Source organism: Bacillus sp. DX4.1 (assembly GCF_030348195.1).
Lineage (GTDB): Bacteria > Bacillota > Bacilli > Bacillales > Bacillaceae_G > Bacillus_A.
In genome coordinates, this window is sequence record NZ_JAUCFT010000008.1 from 2,494,475 (window position 1) to 2,515,921 (window position 21,447).

A 21,447-nucleotide genomic window follows, 5' to 3' on the forward strand; every position below is an offset into this window, starting at 1 on the left:
AAGCTAAACAGAAATATAATGAATAGTAGCGTTAAATTTTGTCACATAGATTGAAAATTGAAGAAAATCCAGCAACACCTCTTTTGGTAACAAATAAAAAAGTTGCAACCTATATATGCGGATTTACGACGAAAGCATCAAATGGGTTAATTAACGGCTTGTTTGAGAAAACGAATGTGAAGATTCTTAATGCCATCGCTCTAACACGTAATATATCCTCGAATAGGATCATTGAAAAAGTGGGTTTAATTTCATAAGTAGTATTGAAATTGAAAACGAGGAATACCACTATTACGAACTAAGCAAGAGCGAATGAGAGCGTAAATATAAATAAAAGGATAAAATTGTAGACGGCTTTCGAACTGTCTATTTTATTATGAAAAAGAGTGACATATGCAGTGTTTTAACGATAATTTTGTTTTTTGGAGAAGCTGAAAAAAGATGGGTTTTATGTAATCTCTTCCGTACTCTAGATAGGAATTTTTGTATAGTATATAGAATTTTCTAAAGTGGTCTTATCTATTTAATTGTAAAGGAAGTTACTATTCGTGCTGTGCAAATACATGATGCTAAAGCAATTCATCGTATCTGTACACAAGATGCTGTTTTACCGTATATGATTTTTCTTCCTAGTATGCGAGTGGATGCTATGGAAAATAGGATTCGCAACTTGGGACATAATCAATTTGAATTTGTTGCGGAGTTTGATGGTACCGTTGTTGGATTTGTAGGTTTAACCCAAGGACAAGGTCGAAGGTCGCATTCGGGAGATATATTCATTGGCGTAGATAGCGAATATCATAAAAAAGGAATTGGGAAAGCGTTACTTACGAAAATACTTGATCTTGCAGACAATTGGCTAATGCTTGAAAGAGTGGAACTTGGCATTCTCGTAACAAATCCTGGTGCATAAGCGCTATATGAAAAGTTTGGATTTTCAGAAGAAGGAAAAAAGAAAGGTAGTTTAAAAGCTCACGGTAGATTTATTGATGAAATAATGATGAGTCGCCTCCATCCAAACGGTCTTCTCATACATACTTAACTTTTGTGTAATTACAACAAAGTCGTGGACTCTACAAGAAAGTAGTAGACTTTATATAGTTATGGACGCTACAACAAAATTGTAGACTGAAATGTAATTACAGTTGGAAAGTGATAAGAAAGTTGCACATTGAAAAATGAAACTTCTTATTAAATTATATAAAAAAAGAAATTGGTCATCTTTGTGGTAAAATAGCTAATCTTATATATACGATTCTAAAAAATGGCGTGAAATATGATCCTAAAATACATGCAGTAGCTTGGGGAATAGAGTGGGATGAAGCGTATAAATTAGAAGAAAAACAAGAACCTGTGCTATTAAACTAAAGGTGCAGGATACTTTAACAATAACTATAAAGAAAAGTTGCAAAATAGCAATAAAGAAACAGGAATTCGAGGTGAATAGCAATGAGAAGTGAAAAAGAAATACTTGATTTAATAATAGGAATAGCTAAAAAAGATGAACGAATTCGAGCAGTCTATATGAACGGTTCAAGAACAAATCATAATGCTCCAAAAGATATTTTTCAGGATTACGATATTGTTTATGTAGTGACAGAAACAGCATCTTTTATAAAGGATAAGACATGGATTAATACTTTTGGAGATTTACTTATGATACAAGAGCCTGATAGAAATAATAAATCAGTTGGTATGGATATGAATTTTGATAAGTCTTATGGGTATTTAATGCTCTTTACAGATGGAAATCGTATAGACCTTCATATCGAAACTAAAGATACAATGATTGAGGGATATGTCAATGATAAACTTACAGTTCCATTATTAGATAAGGACAACATTCTACCACTCATTCCTGCTCCCACAGATATTGATTATTATGTGAAAGAGCCAACAGAACCTATGTTTATGAGTTGTTGTAATGATTTTTGGTGGTGTCTACAAAACGTTGCAAAAGGAATCTGGCGTGATGAATTGCCATATGCAAAGCAAATGTTTGAATATGTAATAAGAGTTAGATTGGATGAGATGGTTTCTTGGTGGGTCGGCATAAAATACGACTTCCAAGTTTCTACGGGAAAAATGGGGAAGTATTTCAAAAAGTATCTTTCTGAATCATATTGGGAGATGTATGAAAAAACTTATTCTGACAATAACTATGAGAATTTTTGGAATTCTATATTTGTCACTTGTGAATTGTTTAGAGCTTTAGCAGAAGATGTTGCAGATAAATTATTGTTCACATATTCAATTGATGACGATACAAACATGACGAAATATCTTAAACATGTAAGAAATTTACCTTCTGATGCAAAGGAAATACTTTAAATAAATCTATATGTAAGTTATAAATTTTTCCGGAAAAATATTCAACCAACAGGGGCTTTTCTTGAATAAACAACAATTTTTTATTCATTTCCCCAAGTCTATTAAAATGCCATAAATCCCTGCTTTTTTAGCTGAAAGTAGGGATTATTTTTTGGTGAAAGATCTGTCTTTTTTCTCAAAGCACTACACTACATGTAAAAACACAAGTTGTATGGTATCAGTTTGATCAAACTTTATTCTAGAAGTTCTTCCACAATCGGGCGCTATTCTTAAATCAGAAGGCGTCTTTTTTTAATGAAAATTGTTATTAATATAAACAACCAAAAAAAGTTTTAAAGGGGTACTTGAACCTAACACTATGTCAGGTTGTATAGTAATGTTGCCGGCTAAAATAATTCGTACGAAATGAGGGGTTGATTCTGAATAAAAAAACTTGGAAAGTTGGAGAATTAGCTAAGCAAACCGGGCTTACGATACGGATGCTCCATCATTATGACAAAATTGGATTGTTTTCTCCTTCGCAGTCTTCTGATAAGGGACATAGGATTTACACTGAAACAGATATTGCCAAGTTGCAACAAATTATGTCACTTAAGCAGTTAGGTTTTGCTTTGGGTGAGATTAAAGAGATGATGGGAAATCCAAATTTGAACCCGGTCGAAGTTATAAAAATACAGCTAGAAAATGTAAAAGAGCACATTCGGAGACAAGAACAATTGTGCAGTCGGTTGGAAAGAATATACGAGTTACTTAACAGTCAACAAGAAGTGAGCGCAGAACAATTTATAAATTTAATTGAGGTGATTAATATGAGTAAAGATAAATATTTTACCCAAGAGCAACAGGAAAAGATGTTCAAACAGATTGGACTAGAGAAAAGAAAGCAATATGTAAGTGAGTGGTCTGAAATAACTGCAAAGATACGTGTGGAATATGAGAAAGGGACACCACCTGAAAACCTAGACGTAACACAATTGGCAAAACGATGGAATGAATTCCTCAATAAGTTGACCTTTAGGGATCCTGAGATATCCAAAGCAGCTGAACGTTATTATAAAGAGAATCCTAAAATAGGAGAGAAATTTGGGATAGATAATCAGCTTTCTGACTATATCAAGAAGGCTATGTCACACAGTTGAATTCATTTTTATTATTACAGAAAAAGTCGTGAGCATTTGTTATAGCCACGACTTTTTCTTTTTAAGCAATCGGACGCAATTGTTGAATAACGCCTTAGACTTAAACGACCTTATTGTTACATATTTTAGGTGTGCCAAAAACAACACATCCACCAGCCCTTAAAAACCTTGATATTACTTACTTTTTATATTTTTTCTATCTCATGATTAATGGATAGCTTGGAGAAAAATGATAAGAAGTAGATGTGAAGGGATAAAGAGGAAAAGGGAACGTGAATATTTGTAGAGGTACAGCAAGAAGATATTTAATTATTTGTTTTTTTTAGTAAAGATTAAAAGGTAAGAATAGAATAATTATGATGTTATGTGGCATATATATAGTCTGGTTGACCTAACTATAAACAAAAAAGCCATATCAGTAACACTTGCATGTTAGAGGAAAGGCATGCAAGTGTTACTGATATAGGTCAATATATTTATTTCTGTATAATCATTGTTTAAAAGGAGATGAGTGAATGAGGTTGAATCATTTGAATCTATGTGTTGATGATTTATCAAAAGCTAGACATTTCTTTGAAACATTTTTTGATTTTCAATTTTTGGAACAAAAAGGAAAAGCCCTTGTAGTGATGAGTGATAAGAATGGATTTATTCTCGTGTTAAGTGATCCAAAAGCATTTAAGGGGAAAAAGGACGTTAGATATCCTGAAGCTTTTCATATTGGTTTTTTGGTGGAAACTTCAAGTGAAGTTGATCAAGCATATGATCGTTTAGTAGCTGGGGGTATTGAAATAGACAAGGAACCTTATACAATGAGAGGTAGTAGTTATGGTTTCTATTTCACAGTATTTAATGATTTATTAATTGAAGTTTCTTGCCTCGACTATAGAGAGGGTAAAAAAGTTTCAAAACTCAATATTTGAAAACCGTACACTATTTAAAGACAAAAACTCAAGGAGTTGGTTTGGAATTTTCGGGCTTAGCTGATATTACTGGTGATGGTATAAAAGAATATTTATTCGGTGTTACAATTGGTGCAGCAGCAGGGAACAAACCAGAAATTTTCCAGTGGAATGATAATTCTTTTAAAAAGATTGCAGATGTTCCTTATCATAAAATTGACATTTTGAACGAAAATCAAAAAGTAGGTTTAGCAGTTTGGCAATGGTATATTGGTGATAGTTATTTTGTGGATGTATTAAAATGGAATGGTAAAAAATTAGTTTTTGATGAAGAATTATATTCTAAATACTATCCTATAATTGAAAAATTCTATAACGATAAAATTTCAGAAATGAATGCCTGGTTTTATTGGTATTGCCTCGCAGATGCTCAAATAAAAGCAAATTTATTGGAAAAATCTTCTGAATCCATTCAAAAAGGGCGTTTGTTAGCAAAAAAATTATCGATGCCAGATGTAGTTCAAAACTTTAACGAATTAAGTGGAAAACTTGAAGAAAAGAAAAGAAGCTTCCCCAACTAAAGGGTGCATTAGCTAAAAAATAAAGGAAGACCCATATTAGTTATGTATAATATGAGTCCTCCTTTATTTTTTCATTATAGTATATTTAGCGTTTCATTAGCTTTTTGTGCCAAGTTTTCATGAATCGCAGGAATTTTCTAAGGTCAAATCAGCAAAACATACATTTTACCAATAGGTCTTTTTAGTATGTTTTTCAAGAAGACCCAAATGGGATGCGCACTTTCGTTTTGTTCCATTCACTTTGTCGGTAAGCATATACAGGTAAACCTTGTAGGTATTGAGAAGTTATGAAATTATGATAAAAAGCTTTCCGAATAGCGGTTTCTCTTGGATTATCAAACATTTGCATGCCAACTTAAGGTAAGGTTAAAAGCAATACAAAAGACTTATATACTATGAACCTCTAAGTCTTTTGTACTACTTCATTCTTATACTAATAAGGGATGTAACGAAACATAGGACTACTCTATACTAATAGGTGAAAGCGCTCTTAAATCTATAAGGAGGGAATTATATGAAAAAGTGGGTTCAGTTTAGAATAGCAAGACCGACAGATAAATTTGAAGAAGTTATAAAATTTTATGAAGAAGGTTTAGGTTTAAAGCGTATAGGTGAGTTTCAAAATCATGAAGGTTATGATGGGGTAATGTTTGGAATACCTGATGTAGAGTATCATTTAGAGTTTACAAAGCATATTAACGGAAGCCCATGTCCTGCTCCAACAAAAGATAACTTACTTGTATTTTATATACCTGATAAAGCTGAAATTGAAAAAATAAATAATAGACTAAATGCAATGGGGTATTATGAAGTTGAACCTGAAAACCCTTATTGGAAAGAAAAAGGTACTACAATAGAAGACCCTGATGGGTGGAGAATTGTACTAATGAATACAGATGGGTAAAGAGAACTGCTGTATAGTATAGAGACAGTTCATTTCAGTTTTAAGCTAATAGCTATGTTTTATAAAGAAATGATTCCAGTACACATAATTAGAGTCTATTTTTTCAAAAACAGGCTCTTTTTAGTATACTTAGATCGATTGCTAAGAATCCTCATCTCATTTCATATTTTCTTCAACTTGAAGTGCAGTTACTTCTAATGAACCTTGATAGAAAGCTTAGCGATTGTATGTTCATTTTCTTTAATCGTTAATATAACATTTCCGTTCTCGTTAAACGTATGAGATGAAAGCTGATAAAGCTCTTGTATCTTAAATTTTTCTTTGATTTTTTTTGCAGATTCACTTTTTATTAAAGATAAACTAGGTTTCCAAATCTCTTCTTTACCAGAAGGATAACTTACAATGATTTGGCCAGCTTTTAGATTCAGTTCTTCCCAAGAAGCTAAATAAAGTTCAGTTTCTTGTCCGTTTTTTATTAACTGTTTCGAAAAATATCCTAATTCACCGATATCGCCCAAAATAGTATATTGTGTGTTATCTATTTTTATATCTAGAAAGGGAGGTTGATATGTGAAAGAGTGGTATATTCCATAAGAAAGAGATAAAACCGAAGCAAATGTAAGTCCAATGATAAACTTCTTAAAGCTTTTCCCTCTAAAACTGGTCATCATGATCGAGTTCGGTGTAAACTTCTGCGCTAATAAAAAAACAATCAGGATCACAATGAGAGAAATACCTATGAAAATATACATACTCATAACCCTCCTCTTTATTTTGCACCAAATGCTCATTTGATAAATGTAGATGGAATTTGTGACAACTTCTTCTGAATGTTTTTAGTAAAATAAGTTTATATTGTTACTAATATATTAACATAAATATCCAATTATCCTTCTGGATGTTACAAAAGATTTTAGATGAATTTCAGTTGTCAGATATTGATAGAGAGGAAGGAAGCTCTTACTTATAATATTTAGTTACTTCTTTTTTCATTCTCCATATTCCATATGAAAGTAGCCCTCCAATAATTAAAACCATAATGATTGCAGTTATCATTAGATTAGTAAACATTAGATCTTTATAATGGGTGGTTTTTCCGGTTATGATTAAAAAAACTTGATTAAGTTGGATTTGATTTATATAACTACTTAACAAAATTAACAGAACTAAACAAATTTGATTGATCATACTTCCTAGTTTTGAACAGCGATTGCGCAATAAGAGACTTGAATCTTTAAATGATTCGGAAGCATCATAAGCTAATCGATTTAGCTTTCTAGCTTGTAGTGAGGTGAAAAAACCAACTAATAAACCACTTACTGTAATTGTCCATGGTGTTGTAGTTAATAATAAACCACAGAGAGAGCCGATATTTATTACAGATAATGGACGATGACGACTGAACTGGTGAATCATTCTGTTGCCTAGAAATAAAGACAATATAATGCCAAGTCCGTATGGTAGATAGATGCCATAGATCATAAAATTTATGCTTTGTTGAGATAAAGCATAAAGCGAACCCCTTTTTATTTAATATTTTTCTCTGAAATTTTCTGGGGATTTGTATGTGAAACATTGAGCAAGATTGCTTGCAATAGTTATTGTTCGCAATAAGTTGTTTCCATCATAACCTAAAGAAGGAGATGCAATCAAAGGAGGCGAAATGGTTAAATGGTATAGATATAAATATTTAAGATGCAAATCAAAAAGAAGAAGGTTTTTCTGATATAATAAATCAATAGACAGAGAAGGAGGGGTTCAATGGCATTTCCTATTTTAGAAACAAAAAGGTTACATTTAATTGAGATTGAACAATTACATTGTCAAAAGATATATGATATTTTTTCACTTGAAGAGGTAACACGTTATTATGGTATGAACTCCCTTACAAAGTTCGGACAAGCTTCTCGAATGATTGAATCTTTTTCGAAAAATTATTTTGAAAAAAGTGCGATTCGTTGGGGAATTGTTGTGAAAGAAACAGGTGCATTTATAGGAACAGCTGGTTTAAATAATTTACAACTTTGGAGTAAACGATCTGAAATTGGATACGAGTTACACCCTTCTTACTGGGGAAAAGGATATGCATCTGAAGCTGTTCAACAAATAGTAACATACAGTTTTCAGGAACTAGGTTTATTCCGCATTGGGGCAATTACATACCCTGAAAACGTAGCATCTTCGAGTATGTTATCCAAACTAGGATTTCAAAAAGAAGGATTATTAAGAGGATATATTAATCAAGGTAACCGGCAACGAGATGCTTTTATATATTCTATGTTACTAACTGACTGGGAAAAGAGTTATGGAATGTAACTTACAAGGCTCTTTCCTATGCTACTGTTAATCAGATACAGGAACATAAAGAACCCCTCTTACAAAAATGTAAGAGGGGTAACGAAAGTATTAACCTAATTTAGGTAATAAACGTTCTCCGCTTTTCATGTTACTTTTACATAAAGGGCATTTTGGCTCTTCTTCAAATGAAAAGTTTTTTCTCATCCATCCTAAACAATCTTTAGATTCACATTCCCATACAGGGGTTTCCTCTGGTGGTACTTCTGCTACGTCGTTCTTTCTATTTCGATACATGGGACCACTCCTTTTATGTAAAATATTTTGTTTATATAAGTAAAAAGGTTGTTAACCGTTCGATGTTAACAACCCTTTTATTGTTTAAATTATAGCTTTACAACGTTTTTCGCTTGAGGTCCGCGGTTGCCGTCTTCAACTTCAAAGCTAACTTCTTGACCTTCGTCAAGAGATTTGAAGCCGTCGCCAGTGATAGCTGAGAAGTGAACGAATACGTCGTTACCGTCTGCAACTTCGATGAAACCGAAACCTTTTTCGCTGTTAAACCATTTTACTTTACCTGTTAATGTCATGGTAAATGCCTCCTAAAAATAAGAAAAATGAATTGCAATATGATCCGTCTTATTTCATTGAAAATAAAAATTCACATATTATCAAAAACCCATAAGGAATGTATGTTATCCCTAATTGATGCTTGATAATATGTAAAGTAAACTATTTGTGTATTTATCCTACAACATATCTTACAACAAATGGAGAGAAATAGCAAGTGTTGGAAGGATTAGGGATTTTATATCATTTACGTTATTGTAAATAAACCTGTAAAAGTAGGAGAAATAACAAATAAAGTGTAAAATAAGCAATAGTTATTACGAAATTAGAAATTAATAACAAAGGAGGAACTATTTTGAATAAAGGCCCATTTACAATGATCGAAGCAGCACGAGAAGGACGAAAGAAAGTACATCCCATTTTTGCAGTTATTCTAGCCATTTTATTTTTATCATTCAGTGGAGTATTTATGTTATTTATAATATTTTTACCAAAAGTGGAAACTACATTCATGAAAGGTATCTATGACAATTTAAGAATGTTATTAACGTTTGGAGGAACCATTCTATTCGTATTTTTATGGGTTCGCTTTGTTGAAAAGAGACCATTTTCATCAATTGGCTTTTGGAAAGATGAAGCTTGGAAGAAATATTTACGCGGCGCTCTGTTAGGTTTTGTTCTCATATCAATTCCAGTTTTATTACTTGTTATTACAGGATTTGTAACGCTACAGATGCAACACATTACGAGTACGTTTATTTTAGGTGTATTAGGTTCTTTAGTTGCCTTTTTAGTACAAGGTGCTGCAGAAGAAATTGTTGTACGTGGTTGGTTATTCCCAATCATTTCTGTAAGAAGTCGTATATGGGTTGGGATTGTGGTTACATCGTTTTTATTTGGTTTTCTTCATTTGTTTAATCCTGGAATTACAGTTCTCTCTATATTAAATATTATTTTTGTTGGCGTATTTGCAGCACTTTATGCATTAAAGGAAAATAGTTTATGGGGCATTTGTGCTTGGCATTCCATTTGGAACTGGGCTCAGTATAATATATACGGATTTGCAGTAAGTGGGACGACTATTTATTCTACACCGTTGTTTAAATCAACGATCACTGGCTCAGAGAAATTAAATGGTGGTGCATTTGGAATCGAAGGAAGTATCATTACTACGCTTATGCTTGCAATTGCTTCATTTGTTTTATGGAGACAAATATGGGGAAGAAAAGCTAAAAAACGTATAAATGGTTAAGATATGCTGAAAGAAATAAGAGATTGGTTAGAACAGAATTGAGCATAGTGATTCATTATGAAACTAAGTGATGGGGTGCATCTAGTTCCGATTAACTGAATAAAGTGAAACATTAATCAGTGGGGGTTTTCTTCATCCCACACTGATTAAAAAGTGCTTTAACCTCCATTTGTTGCTTGCTTATTGCAATTTTAAATCTATTGGCATATTGGCTCAGCTTTGTAGGCATTTTAAGTTGGTTATTGTCAATAAGTTTACTGCTAGTAGGTGCTTATTTTACAAAATATATTCCGATATCTAAGAAGGTACATTAATGAAATAGAGGAAACGTTGGATATGTAACATACATATTATCAAATTCAGTTTAATAATGTAAGCTCCATCATATGAAGGGGCTAGTCTAAAAAATCGCTATCCAATGATTTTTTAGATTAGCCTCTTTTATATTTAAATAGTTAAATGACGTTTTTGTAAGTTTCGTTCATAAATTGTAAGGGAAATCGATGTAAAAAAACGAAAATGAATTTTAAAATTTAAATAGAAGTTACGGAAAGCAGAGGTGAAATGAGTGAATCAAGCAAACTTTTCGACCAATCCCATTATTCTTTTTGATGGCGTTTGTAATTTATGTAACTTTTGGGTGCAGTTTGTTATTGAAAGGGATCCGAAAGCGGTATTTAAGTTTGCTTCGTTACAATCAGAAATAGCGAAAGGTTTAATCATGAAATATGGAAAAGAATACAAAAGAGAAGACTCTATCATTTTATTTGAGGAAGGAAAACTTTATACAAAATCAACAGCAGTTTTAAAAATTCTTCGGAAATTGAGAGGACCAATAAAAGTATTATACATATTTATTTTTATCCCAAAATTTATTCGAGATAAGATATACGATATTGTTGCTCAAAACCGGTATCGTTGGTTTGGGAAACAGAGATTTTGTATGATTTCAACGCAGGGTGTACAGAATCGTTTTTTGGAAGAGGATATCTAAATGAAAGAAGGGATTCGAATGGAAAAAAGGATTGTAAGAATAAAGCTGAAAAAGAGTGTGATTACATCTTTTAGGTGGTTTTTAGCAATTATGTTTATCATATATGGCATTGCAAAAATTTATCCAGGTCAATTCTCAACTGGAGATTTTATTTTTGATTCAACAAAGGATTCACCGATGAAACTAGCATGGTATTTCTTTGGGTATTCTAATTTTTATAATTTATTTATTGCCTTTGGTGAGTTAACAGCTGCACTTCTATTACTTATCCCACGAACAGCAACAGCAGGGAATATCATTTACTTGCCGATCACTGTTAATATTACAGTTTTAAATTACTGTTTTGATATCCCAGCACTTCCTATCAGTATTATGTTAACGTCATTAAGTATTTTTTTACTTTTACTTGAGTATTCAAAATTGAAAAGAGTGTTTTTTGAAAACGGAGTTGTAGATAAGCAGGGAGATACAAAAGAAAGGTGGATGAATGTAAGATGACAATCTTTAATATAATTCTTTTATCCTTTATTTTTGTGATTTCTTGTTGTTATTACTTTTTTATAGATAAGAAAAGTGAATAATAGAAAATGTAAAAATACAGGGTTTTATTTTCGCGTTTTGAAAGAGGGAAGGGTATCACCAACAGATACCCTTATACAACTTGAGTCACATAGTAATGGAATAACAATTGCTTTTGCAAACTGTATGATGCATAAAGAGAAACGTAACTTTGAAGGAGTACGAAGAATTCTAGAAGTAGAGGCACTTTCCACAAGTTGGAGAAAAACATTTGAAAAACGATTGGAAGGGCGAGAAGTAGATCCGAAAGCACGATTAGAAGGAATTAGTGAATAATGGCTATATAGATGGTTTACATGGTAATGGAGTTCAGCTCATTGTATAAATCATCAGTCGATAATAATGGAGAATGAAGAAAAAGGTGTTTTTGAAGGAGCTATTTAGCTACTTTAGGAACACTTTTTTTATAACGAAAATATAGCTCTTTTCTCATATAGCTCACTGTGTTCGAATGGAAGTTACTTATAATCCTAAGTTACAAATGTTAAGAGTGACTTTCATGCATCTACCTGGATGGATTCGTGCAAAATATATTTGTAGTGAAAAATAAAATTTTGGATAAATATCGGCTGTTTGTAAGAAGAAAGATAAATAGCATAGTTCTCATACCAAAATTTTGTTTATAAAGGTACGTTTAGGAGGAAATAAAGATGAAAATTGGGTTGATTGGTTTAGGGAAAATGGGATTAAATTTAGGACAAAATTTAATTGATAAAAACCATGAAGTAGTGGCGTTTGATTTGAATGTAGATGCTGTGAAAGAAATAAAAGAATATGGAGCGGAAGGTACATCCAGTCTCAGTGAACTTATCCAATCATTAGAAAAACCGAGAGTGCTTTGGATTATGGTTCCACATGCGGTTGTAGATTCTGTTATTAGTGACATTACACCACTTTTAAGTGAGGGAGATATTGTGATTGAAGCGGGTAATTCGCATTATAAAGAATCGACACGTCGCTACAACGAGTTCAAGGAATCTGGCGTGCATTTTATGGATGCTGGAACATCTGGTGGAACAGAAGGGGCGCGTCATGGAGCTTGTTATATGATTGGGGGAGATCCCGAAGCCTGGGACATCGTAGAACCTGTGTTTCGAGATACAGCGGTAGAAAATGGATATTTATATGCTGGAAAAGCAGGAAGCGGCCACTTTTTAAAGATGGTTCATAATGGAATTGAATATGGAATGATGGCTGCAATTGGTGAAGGTTTTGAAGTATTAGAGAAAAGTGAATTTGATTATGACTATGAAAAAGTAGCAAAAGTGTGGAATAATGGTTCCGTTATTCGTTCATGGCTCATGGATTTAACGGAACGTGCATTCTCAAAAGATGCAAAATTAGATGAAATTAAAGGGATTATGCATTCTTCTGGTGAAGGGAAATGGACGGTTGAAACGGCTCTTGATTTACAAGCAGCGACTCCGGTTATTGCTTTGTCCTTATTAATGCGATATCGTTCATTAGAAAATGATACCTTTACAGGGAAAGTAGTAGCGGCACTGCGTAATGAATTTGGTGGACATGCGGTAGAAAAAAGCGAAAAAAACTAAATCGTCATCATGATTGAAAAGCTTTTTAGTATGAAAGCAAAATAAACAACCCTGTTCACATGAAAACGGGGTTGTTTATTTATTATTTAAATTTTAAAAAATAAATTCATAATTAAAGTCATCTTCAAAAGAATTCCGTGTTTTAAATATAATAAAATCATTTTCTGGAATATCAAGTTTTTCTAAATATATTTTTGAAATCCAATCTTCAATGGTTGTTAGGTCAAAAATTTTAGCAGGTCCAACTAATTTCTCTAACGGAATACTTTCAAACGTTTCTCCGTCATTGATCATATGTAAAGGTGCATCAATATGCGTACCTTGTATGTGCATTTGGTGTCCTTGAAAACTTTGGTTGTTTTTCAGGTTTATTTTTGTAAACGGTCATTCCTTCAAAAACAGGTGCTGTTATATCATATATTTTCATTCGTATTTTCTCCTTTTAAATGAGCAGTTACCGTTGGCCACCAATGAAAACCATTATTTTCTAGTAAAGCATCTGATTCTTTAGGGCCCATTGATCCCGACTCATAGTTAGGAAAATGTTTAGCGCTTTTGTTATTCCAAGCATTTGAGATAACATCAACAAATTGCCAAGAAAGGGATACTTCATCCCAATGTGTAAAGTTAGTTGAATCACCACGCATACAATCATAAAGAAGAACCTCGTATGCTTCAGGTGTGTTCATTTTATCCGTACAATTATTACAATAACTTAATTGAATGGGTGTCGAAGCAGTTCCATTCTCCGTTTTTTTTGCATTTAAATGTAGTGTAATTCCTTCTTCGGGCTGAATATGAATTACCAGCAAACTAGGGTGAACTTTGTTTTCATTATTAAAATATAAATTCATTGGTAAGTCTTTAAATTGTATGACGATTTCAGTGCATTTTTCCTGCATCCGTTTTCCTGTTCGAATATAGAAAGGGACTCCTGACCACCTGAAATCTTCAATCATTAGCTTTCCAGCAACAAATGTTTCTGTATTTGATTCTGGATCTACTGCATTTTCTTCACGATAGCCGATTACTTTGTTTTCAGCTACAATACCTGGTCCATACTGTCCGCGGACAAAATCACGATCCACTGTATCTTCTGAAAGAGGTTTTAAAGCACGAAGGACCTTTACCTTCTCACTTCTGATTTCCTCTGCCGTCAGTTTAATTGGCGGTTCCATTGCAAGGAGAGCCACCATTTGTAACATATGATTTTGCACCATGTCACGTAGTGCCCCTGAATCTTCGTAATAGCGCCCACGATCTTCTACTCCTAATACCTCACTTGAAGTGATTTGGACGTTAGCGATATATTGATTGTTCCAAAGAGGTTCAAAAATAGCATTCGCAAAGCGAATAACTTTAATATTTTGAACCATCTCTTTTCCTAAATAGTGATCAATACGATAAATTTCGTCTTCTGTGAAGGCGTGGCGAATTTGATTATTTAACACTTGTGCAGATTCATAATCATGGCCAAATGGTTTTTCAATGACTAAGCGAATCCAGCCTTCCGTAGAAGTTAATCCTTCTGATTTTAAATGAGTAGCAATTGTACCGAAGAAATCAGGAGCCATCGCTAAATAAAACATACGATTTCCTTCTGTATGATAATTCCCATCAAGATCCGTTAACAAACTTTTAAGCTCCTGATAAGAAGATATATTTGTGACATCGAAAGGATGATAATAGAAATGTGAAGCAAATGTATCAGGACTCATATCCTCTTTGTGAAAGTCACGAATAGACGTTTTTACGTTTTCACGAAAATCGTCATTCGACAAAGGTCTCCTTGCTACGCCAACTACGGCAAAGTCTTCAGAGATTTTCCCTTTTCGAAATAGCCTGTAAAGAGAAGGGAATAATTTGCGCTTCGCTAAATCACCTGTTGCACCAAAAATAACGATAATACATTTAGGAGTATGAATTTTCATGGTTAAATAGCCCTCACTTTATCCGAAATTAGTTCCCACTTAGTATGTTAATTATTTAATAATACATGTAAGAGCGACATGAAATAATTTTATAACTTATACAAACAGACATACTTAAATCCTAATATCACCTTAGTTATAATTATTTTAAAATTCAATAAACCCGAAAATAAATTACACCCTTTTTAATATTTTATGATACTATGTTGAATTGTAAGAATTATTCTCTCATTTATAGATTATGGAATCCGATTAAATGATTAGAGATAAATTAATGGAGGACCAACATGGGGAACCTTACTCTTTCTGAAAGTTTTATTTTGGAAGAACCAAAAAAGGAACAGTTATATCAATTATTCGAAGATGTATTTGGCATTCCTGTTCAAACGCTACAAAATTTTGAGGCAAGGGGATTTTGGGATTGTACATATAGATCTTTTGCATATTTGAAAGATGAGCAAGCAATTGCAAATGTGTCGATGTTTTCGCTTCCGATGCTTGTGAATGGAGAGCGGATAAAGGCCGCTGGAATTCAATCTGTCATGACACATCCGGATTATCAGAGAAAAGGTTTGATGAAACAAATTTTCAACGAAGTGTTAAAAGAAATAGATGAACAATATGAATGTGCCGTGCTATTTACTGAACATCCAGAGTTATACACGCCATTTGGTTTTCGCGTTGTGCAAGAGCATCTGATGACATTATCGTATGAAGATACTCAAAATGAAACGACGTCTCTACGAAAATTAGATTTCTATGATGAAACAGATATGCAGTTAGTGAAGGGAATCTTAGACAACGGACAATCGCTTTCTCAAGAATTTACAACCTTAAATTACCAATCTTCTTTTTATTTTAATATGTATGATGCGAGATGGAATGATAAGCTATATTATTCAGAGAAGTTGGATGCAGTTATTGTATATGAAGTGAAAGATCAAGTATTGAAATTATTTGGTGTTTTTGCACCAATTATTCCAATATTAGATGAAGTGTGTGCCGAAATACATGAATCATTTGTAGAGATTGAGTTTTACTTTTATCCCGATGAGTTAGGGGTTGAAGATGCAAAGCATAAAGAGTATCAATCTAAAAAGCATTTGATGATTCGCGGGGACGATAATATTGAGTTTAAAGGATATAAGTTCCCAATTCTAGCTGAGTTTTAAATGAAAAAATATATGTGGAAAGCAGCTTGTGAAAGCTGCTTTTTTTTGTTTGTAAGCAGGAAATAATTGATGAATGAAGAAGAAGTGTTGGATATATGGAATTTGAAGAATAATCCTATTATTAAATGGAGGCACTATGAAAACATCTTACATACCAAATTATACACAGCAACTTACCATCATGAACGAACCTAAACATTGGGACGTGAAAGAAAGTACTTTTATTGTCCATTCAAAAGAAGAGACTGATTTTTGGTTAAAGACACATTACGGCTTTGAAGTGATGAATGGTCATGTGTTTTACGAGGAAATTTCTACAGACTTTGAAGCAAAGGTTTCGTTAAGTATGAATCCAAAATCAACATACGATCAAGCTGGTCTTTTTATCATGGTATCCCAGGGATGTTGGCTAAAAACATCTCTTGAATATATACCAAATGGATTGTCTCATTTAGGAGCTGTTGTGACGAATGCTGGATATTCAGATTGGTCAACACAGAATTTTCCGAATGAACTTGTTACTCGGAAATTACATTTTCGTATTATTCGAAAGAATGGTGATTATACTATCTATGTAAAAACAGAACAATTGCACAATGAATGGGAACAGATTCGGATTGCGCATCTCATTGAAGATCATGGTAATAGGCCTATAAAAGTAGGATTTTATACATGTAGCCCAACAAAAAATAACGGTTTTGAAACGACTTTTTATGATTTTTCTATTGAAATCAAATAAACTATCTCATCAATCCTATTCCTTTTAGCAATCTGTATAATCATTTTTCATGAAAAACCGCATTTTGAAATAAAAGAATGCGGTTTTATACATATGATAGTAAAGCACATTTGTTGACGGAAATATTGAGGTTGGTTATCATTTAATAATGTTAAATATTAATATGTGGAATAGAATAAAATAAAATCATGATGACAATGTTTCATGAGTAAATAAAAAGGAGGAAGAGTTTTAATTTACATATGACAACTACATAAGAAAAGGAGACAATGTATGAAATCATTTCGCAAATTGTTACAGTTTTTAAAACCATACATGTTCTTCGCTATAATTGGACCACTGTTTATGGTACTTGAGGTTGCGATGGATTTAATTCAGCCAACCATTATGCAGCATATCATTGATGTTGGGATTACAAACCAAGATTTGAATTATGTAATCAAAATGGGACTTCTAATGATTGGAGCAGCAGCGCTAGGGTTGATTGGTGGACTTGGGTGTATGATGTATTCCACGAAAGCTGCTGTTAACTTTGCGACAGATATAAGAAAAGAAGTCTTTACAAAAATCGAGACTTTTTCTGGAAAGAACCGTGATGCGTTTGGAACAGGAAAATTGCTTACAATCGTGACAAATGATGTTACGTCCATTCAAGCTGCAATGACAATGACACTGCGCGTTCTTGTTCGCGGACCTTTATTATTTATAGGAAGTATTGTAATTGTATTTGTAACAGCAAGAGACTTATTTTCTATTTTACTTGTGGTAGTACCTATTTTATTAGTAGCGATTGTTCTGATTGCAGGTCAAGCGAGTGGGTCCTTTAAGAGGGTGCAAGAAGCGCTAGATAAAGTAAACACAAAGCTACAAGAAAACTTATCTGGTGTGCGTGTGGTAAAAGCGTATGTAAGGCAAGATCATGAAATTTCCCAATTTGAAAAAGTTAATAAAAACTTAACAGGAATCAACATTCATGCGGTGCAAATTATTTCATTGATGATGCCAATCATTATGCTTGTCGTAAATGGTGGTATTGTAGCTACATTATGGATAGGGGGCGTAAAAGTCTTTAATGGAACACTTCAAGTTGGTGCGATTTTAGCATTCATTAACTATTTAAATATTATTTTAATGTCACTCATGTCCATCAGTATGGTATTTATCCAAATTGCTCGTGCTTTCCCATCTGCTGATCGCGTACAAAATGTACTGGAAACAGAAGTGGATATTACAAATGAAGTAGAAGCGTATAAACCAGAGCAAATGAACGGAAAAGTTGAATTTAAAAATGTAAGCTACAGCTACAGTAAAAATGATGAGTACGTTCTAAAAAACATTTCATTTACCGCAAGGGAAGGTGAAAAAATAGGCATCATCGGTTCTACAGGAAGCGGGAAGTCTACAATGGTTAAATTGCTTCCACGCCTGTATGACGTTGATCATGGCGATATTTTTATTGATGGTGTAAATGTGAAAGAGTACGATTTACAAACATTGCGTTCTTCGATTGGGTTCGTACCACAAAAGGCTTTATTATTCTCAGGAAGTATAGAAGAGAATATGCGATATGGAAAAGAAGAGGCTACGCTTGGTGAAATTGAAACAGCATCTGAAGCAGCATGTGCGATGGAATTCATTAAAAAGCTTGAAGATACATACCAGTATAATTTAACGCAAGGCGCAACGAATCTTTCCGGTGGACAAAAACAGCGTCTTTCTATCGCAAGAGCACTTGTACGAAAACCATCTATTCTTGTTTTAGATGACTCTACATCGGCAGTAGATGCAGAATCAGAAGCAATTATCCAAGGAGCATTGAAAGAGGAATATACAGGAACGACAACATTTCTGATTGCCTCTAAAATTTCATCGATTTTGGATGCGGATCAAATTCTCGTTCTTGATAACGGTGAGCTAGTTGGAGCTGGTAAGCATGAAGAACTTTTAGAAACTTGCAGTGTGTACCAAGAAATTTATCTTTCCCAAGGTGGAAGCTTGCATCGAGAAGGAGGGAGAGAACATGCGTAATTTTCAAGGACAGTTTGGGAATAAAAACGGACGTAACAATTCAAGAACGGGAAAAACAAAAGATACAAAAGGAACAGTAATGCGGGTTTGGAACTATATGGGTTACCAAAAAGCAGCACTTATTTTTGTTATTGTTCTTGTATTTGTAACGACGCTACTTGGGTTACTTGGTCCCTATTATATGGGAGTTATTATTGATGAGTACATTATACCAAGAGACTTAAATGGAACGGCAAGAATGTGTATGCTGCTCATTGGTATCTACGGTGTTACAGTATTATTAACGTGGTTACAAACGTACGTAATGGTAAACGTTGCATTAAAAACGATACAAAAAATACGACAAGACATTTTTGAGAAAATCCAAACTCTTTCCCTTCGCTTTTTTGATGTTCGCTCACAAGGAGATTTAATGAGCCGTGTGACAAATGATATTGACAGTTTAAATCAAGCGCTGACGCAAAGTGTTGTGCAAATTATTTCTTCTGCTTTAACATTTGTCGGTGTAACAATTGCGATGTTTTCATTAGATTGGATTTTAGCAATCGTAACATTAATTACGGTACCGATTATGTTTATCGTTACGAAAAAACTAGTTGCGTATAGTAGTAAAAATTTTGCGAAGCGGCAAAAAGATTTAGGAGAATTGAACGGTTTTATTGAAGAAGCCATTACAGGTGCAGATGTCATAACGTTATATGGAAAAGAAAAAGAGACTGTAAATAAGTTTCATGTGATTAATGAACAGCTGAGAAGCTCTGCAACGAAGGCAGATACATTTTCTGCTTTTGTTTTCCCAAGTATGAACTTTATTAATAACTTAGGAATGGGACTTGTAATTGGAACAGGTGCAGTTATGGTGTTGAACGGTATGACAACGGTTGGGGTCATCGCTGCATTTATTAACTACTCTCGTCAATTTTCAAGGCCACTTAGCCAATTTGCAACGCTTATGAATACAATCCAAGCGGCGGTTGCTGGTGGAGAGCGTGTTTTTGAAATTATGGATGAAGTACCAGAAATTCAAAACAAAAAAGATGCGGCTGTAGCGGAGAAATTGCAAGGGAATGTCGAGTTTCAACATGTATCTTTTGGGTATACGAAAGAAAAAGAAATTTTAAAAGATGTAAACTTACATGCAAGTCCAGGAGAAACCATTGCACTTGTTGGACCAACTGGTTCAGGAAAAACAACAGTTATTAATTTGTTAACACGTTTTTATGATATTCAAAAAGGACAAATTATGATTGATGGGAAAGACATAAAAGATTACGAGGTTAGCTCGTTACGAAGTAAAATCGGCGTAGTCCTGCAGGATACGTACTTGTTCGCTGGAACGATTATGGATAACATTCGTTATGGCCGATTAGAGGCGACAGATGAAGAAGTAATTGCTGCAGCGAAAGCGGCCTCTGCTCACTCCTTTATTAAACATTTGCCAAAGCAATATGAAACAAAAATTGCTTCAGAAGGATCTAATTTAAGCCAAGGACAAAAGCAATTACTTGCGATTGCAAGAGCCATTTTAGCGGATGCAGATATACTGATTCTTGATGAGGCAACTTCTAACATTGATACGAGAACAGAGCTGCAAATTCAAGCGGGATTAAACAACTTAATGAAGGGCCGCACAAGCTTTGTCATTGCCCACCGTTTAAAAACGATTGAAAAAGCAGATCAAATTCTTGTCATTCAAAATGGAGAAATTATTGAGAGAGGAAACCATGACTCTCTTATGGAGAACATTGGTTTTTATTACGGTCTGTACACAAGTCAATTTAAGATTTAAGGAAGAGAGGTCTTGTGATCTCTCTTTTTTTATCCCGCATTAATGGGCAGTAAAAAATCTGATTGGTGGGGCGAATGATGAGTAGGGATGAAGAATCCCCACTGATTTAAGTTTCACTTTATCATTTTGCATTGTCTATTCTATCTTTTGATTTTAATTCTTTATTTGTTTCATTTTCATTTTTTATATGTGTAAAATCCGTATGCTCTTCCGAGAATTCTGTCGCATATCTGTTATGATTAAGGGTTGAAAATTTCGTTTTTTCAGTAGTGTGATTTAAAACAAGCTTCTTCATATAAATATGAAACAGTATTTCAACTACTCCAATGATTGCTGCTGAAAAGAATGCTGCTGCTGCAATGTTACGAGTTGTGTCTATTAGCAGATAGGTTAAAACCCAAATCCCTAAAAAGTTCATCCCAAAGTCTGTGATTGTTGCAATGGTATTTCCATACCGAGGTAAGATAAACAGGTCTCCAACTACATACGCTGCGCCTGTAATTAATAATGAAATTAATAATATTCTCGGAATAGTTGCATCTCCCAAAATACCTAAGATAAAAAGTAATACGGCACTAATTGCAGTGTATTTAATTAATAGTGCAACAAGATGGCTCATTATTATCCCTCCATTTTAACTCATGTCATTTTACTTATGATTTCATTTTTTTATTTCCTTATTAGACTG

General features: G+C 33.5%; 20 protein-coding genes and 4 pseudogenes. 17 read left to right on the top strand and 7 right to left on the bottom strand.

What is annotated here, in order from left to right:
* Positions 1-526: 526 nt before the first annotated feature.
* The 7 genes and pseudogenes from QUF99_RS15665 (at position 527) to QUF99_RS15690 (ending at position 5,857) form a co-directional block, all read left to right on the top strand.
* Positions 527-1,042 (top strand): annotated as a pseudogene (locus QUF99_RS15665) (GNAT family N-acetyltransferase).
* A 161-nt stretch (positions 1,043-1,203) separates the two neighbouring features.
* A pseudogene (locus QUF99_RS28740) lies at positions 1,204-1,368 on the top strand (IS110 family transposase); the annotation flags it as partial.
* 81 nt (positions 1,369-1,449) lie between these two features.
* A complete protein-coding gene (locus QUF99_RS15670; RefSeq protein ID WP_289371164.1) occupies positions 1,450-2,331 on the top strand; it encodes an aminoglycoside 6-adenylyltransferase in 882 nt (293 codons plus the stop codon).
* Between the two features lie 413 nt (positions 2,332-2,744).
* A complete protein-coding gene (locus QUF99_RS15675) occupies positions 2,745-3,470 on the top strand; it encodes a MerR family transcriptional regulator (protein WP_289371165.1) in 726 nt (241 codons plus the stop codon).
* 515 nt (positions 3,471-3,985) lie between these two features.
* A complete protein-coding gene (locus QUF99_RS15680; protein ID WP_289371166.1) occupies positions 3,986-4,393 on the top strand; it encodes a VOC family protein in 408 nt (135 codons plus the stop codon).
* 41 nt (positions 4,394-4,434) lie between these two features.
* Positions 4,435-4,953 carry a hypothetical protein gene (locus QUF99_RS15685; RefSeq protein ID WP_289371168.1) on the top strand — a complete coding sequence of 173 codons (519 nt, stop codon included), beginning with the start codon at positions 4,435-4,437 and terminating at the stop codon, positions 4,951-4,953.
* Between the two features lie 514 nt (positions 4,954-5,467).
* Complete coding sequence (locus QUF99_RS15690) at positions 5,468-5,857, top strand: VOC family protein (RefSeq protein WP_289371170.1); 390 nt, start codon at positions 5,468-5,470, stop codon at positions 5,855-5,857.
* A 194-nt stretch (positions 5,858-6,051) separates the two neighbouring features.
* Here the strand turns inward: QUF99_RS15690 and QUF99_RS15695 are convergent, their stop codons facing one another.
* Both QUF99_RS15695 and QUF99_RS15700 read right to left on the bottom strand, forming a co-directional pair.
* Entirely contained in the window at positions 6,052-6,609 is a 558-nt protein-coding gene (locus QUF99_RS15695) for a hypothetical protein (protein WP_289371172.1), read from the bottom strand.
* A gap of 208 nt (positions 6,610-6,817) precedes the next feature.
* Positions 6,818-7,339: a hypothetical protein gene (locus QUF99_RS15700; protein WP_289371173.1), complete on the bottom strand. Its 522-nt coding sequence runs from the start codon at positions 7,337-7,339 to the stop codon at positions 6,818-6,820.
* A gap of 279 nt (positions 7,340-7,618) precedes the next feature.
* On the opposite strand from QUF99_RS15700, the gene QUF99_RS15705 reads away from it, so the two are divergent.
* Positions 7,619-8,173: a GNAT family N-acetyltransferase gene (locus QUF99_RS15705; RefSeq protein WP_289371174.1), complete on the top strand. Its 555-nt coding sequence runs from the start codon at positions 7,619-7,621 to the stop codon at positions 8,171-8,173.
* Positions 8,174-8,263: 90 nt separating this feature from the next.
* Here the strand turns inward: QUF99_RS15705 and QUF99_RS15710 are convergent, their stop codons facing one another.
* Together QUF99_RS15710 and cspD are read right to left on the bottom strand one after the other, a co-directional pair.
* Complete coding sequence (locus QUF99_RS15710; RefSeq protein ID WP_289371175.1) at positions 8,264-8,449, bottom strand: cold-shock protein; 186 nt, start codon at positions 8,447-8,449, stop codon at positions 8,264-8,266.
* A gap of 89 nt (positions 8,450-8,538) precedes the next feature.
* On the bottom strand, positions 8,539-8,742 hold the full coding sequence (gene cspD, locus QUF99_RS15715) for a cold-shock protein CspD (protein ID WP_000176365.1): 204 nt from the start codon (positions 8,740-8,742) through the stop codon (positions 8,539-8,541).
* Positions 8,743-9,098: 356 nt separating this feature from the next.
* On the opposite strand from cspD, the gene QUF99_RS15720 reads away from it, so the two are divergent.
* The 5 genes and pseudogenes from QUF99_RS15720 (at position 9,099) to gnd (ending at position 13,100) form a co-directional block, all read left to right on the top strand.
* On the top strand, positions 9,099-9,974 hold the full coding sequence (locus QUF99_RS15720) for a CPBP family intramembrane glutamic endopeptidase (RefSeq protein ID WP_289374668.1): 876 nt from the start codon (positions 9,099-9,101) through the stop codon (positions 9,972-9,974).
* Positions 9,975-10,542: 568 nt separating this feature from the next.
* Positions 10,543-10,968: a thiol-disulfide oxidoreductase DCC family protein gene (locus QUF99_RS15725; RefSeq protein ID WP_289371177.1), complete on the top strand. Its 426-nt coding sequence runs from the start codon at positions 10,543-10,545 to the stop codon at positions 10,966-10,968.
* Positions 10,969-11,466 (top strand): hypothetical protein, encoded by a 498-nt coding sequence (locus QUF99_RS15730; RefSeq protein ID WP_289371179.1) that lies wholly within the window; start codon positions 10,969-10,971, stop codon positions 11,464-11,466. It abuts the gene before it with no gap.
* Positions 11,467-11,565: 99 nt separating this feature from the next.
* Positions 11,566-11,823, top strand: a pseudogene (locus QUF99_RS15735) (3-alpha domain-containing protein); the annotation flags it as partial.
* Between the two features lie 374 nt (positions 11,824-12,197).
* Positions 12,198-13,100 (top strand): phosphogluconate dehydrogenase (NAD(+)-dependent, decarboxylating), encoded by a 903-nt coding sequence (gene gnd / locus QUF99_RS15740; RefSeq protein ID WP_289371180.1) that lies wholly within the window; start codon positions 12,198-12,200, stop codon positions 13,098-13,100.
* Positions 13,101-13,196: 96 nt separating this feature from the next.
* Here gnd and QUF99_RS15745 read toward each other — a convergent pair.
* Positions 13,197-13,527, bottom strand: a pseudogene (locus QUF99_RS15745) (cyclase family protein); the annotation flags it as partial.
* Positions 13,514-15,031: a glucose-6-phosphate dehydrogenase gene (gene zwf, locus QUF99_RS15750; protein WP_289371181.1), complete on the bottom strand. Its 1,518-nt coding sequence runs from the start codon at positions 15,029-15,031 to the stop codon at positions 13,514-13,516. The pseudogene QUF99_RS15745 and the gene zwf, both read right to left, overlap by 14 nt.
* A 287-nt stretch (positions 15,032-15,318) precedes the next feature.
* On the opposite strand from zwf, the gene QUF99_RS15755 reads away from it, so the two are divergent.
* The 4 genes from QUF99_RS15755 to QUF99_RS15770 all read left to right on the top strand — a co-directional run bounded on the left by QUF99_RS15755 (position 15,319) and on the right by QUF99_RS15770 (position 20,759).
* Complete coding sequence (locus QUF99_RS15755) at positions 15,319-16,203, top strand: GNAT family N-acetyltransferase (protein ID WP_289371183.1); 885 nt, start codon at positions 15,319-15,321, stop codon at positions 16,201-16,203.
* 136 nt (positions 16,204-16,339) lie between these two features.
* A complete protein-coding gene (locus QUF99_RS15760) occupies positions 16,340-16,942 on the top strand; it encodes a DUF1349 domain-containing protein (protein WP_289371184.1) in 603 nt (200 codons plus the stop codon).
* Between the two features lie 273 nt (positions 16,943-17,215).
* Positions 17,216-18,970 (top strand): ABC transporter ATP-binding protein, encoded by a 1,755-nt coding sequence (locus QUF99_RS15765; RefSeq protein WP_289371185.1) that lies wholly within the window; start codon positions 17,216-17,218, stop codon positions 18,968-18,970.
* Positions 18,963-20,759, top strand: coding sequence for an ABC transporter ATP-binding protein (locus QUF99_RS15770; RefSeq protein WP_289371186.1), 1,797 nt, complete (start codon positions 18,963-18,965; stop codon positions 20,757-20,759). Before QUF99_RS15765 ends, QUF99_RS15770 begins: the two co-directional genes overlap by 8 nt.
* Positions 20,760-20,880: 121 nt before the next feature.
* On the opposite strand, the gene QUF99_RS15775 is transcribed toward QUF99_RS15770, so the two are convergent.
* A complete protein-coding gene (locus QUF99_RS15775) occupies positions 20,881-21,378 on the bottom strand; it encodes a YndM family protein (RefSeq protein WP_289371188.1) in 498 nt (165 codons plus the stop codon).
* Positions 21,379-21,447 lie beyond the last annotated feature (69 nt).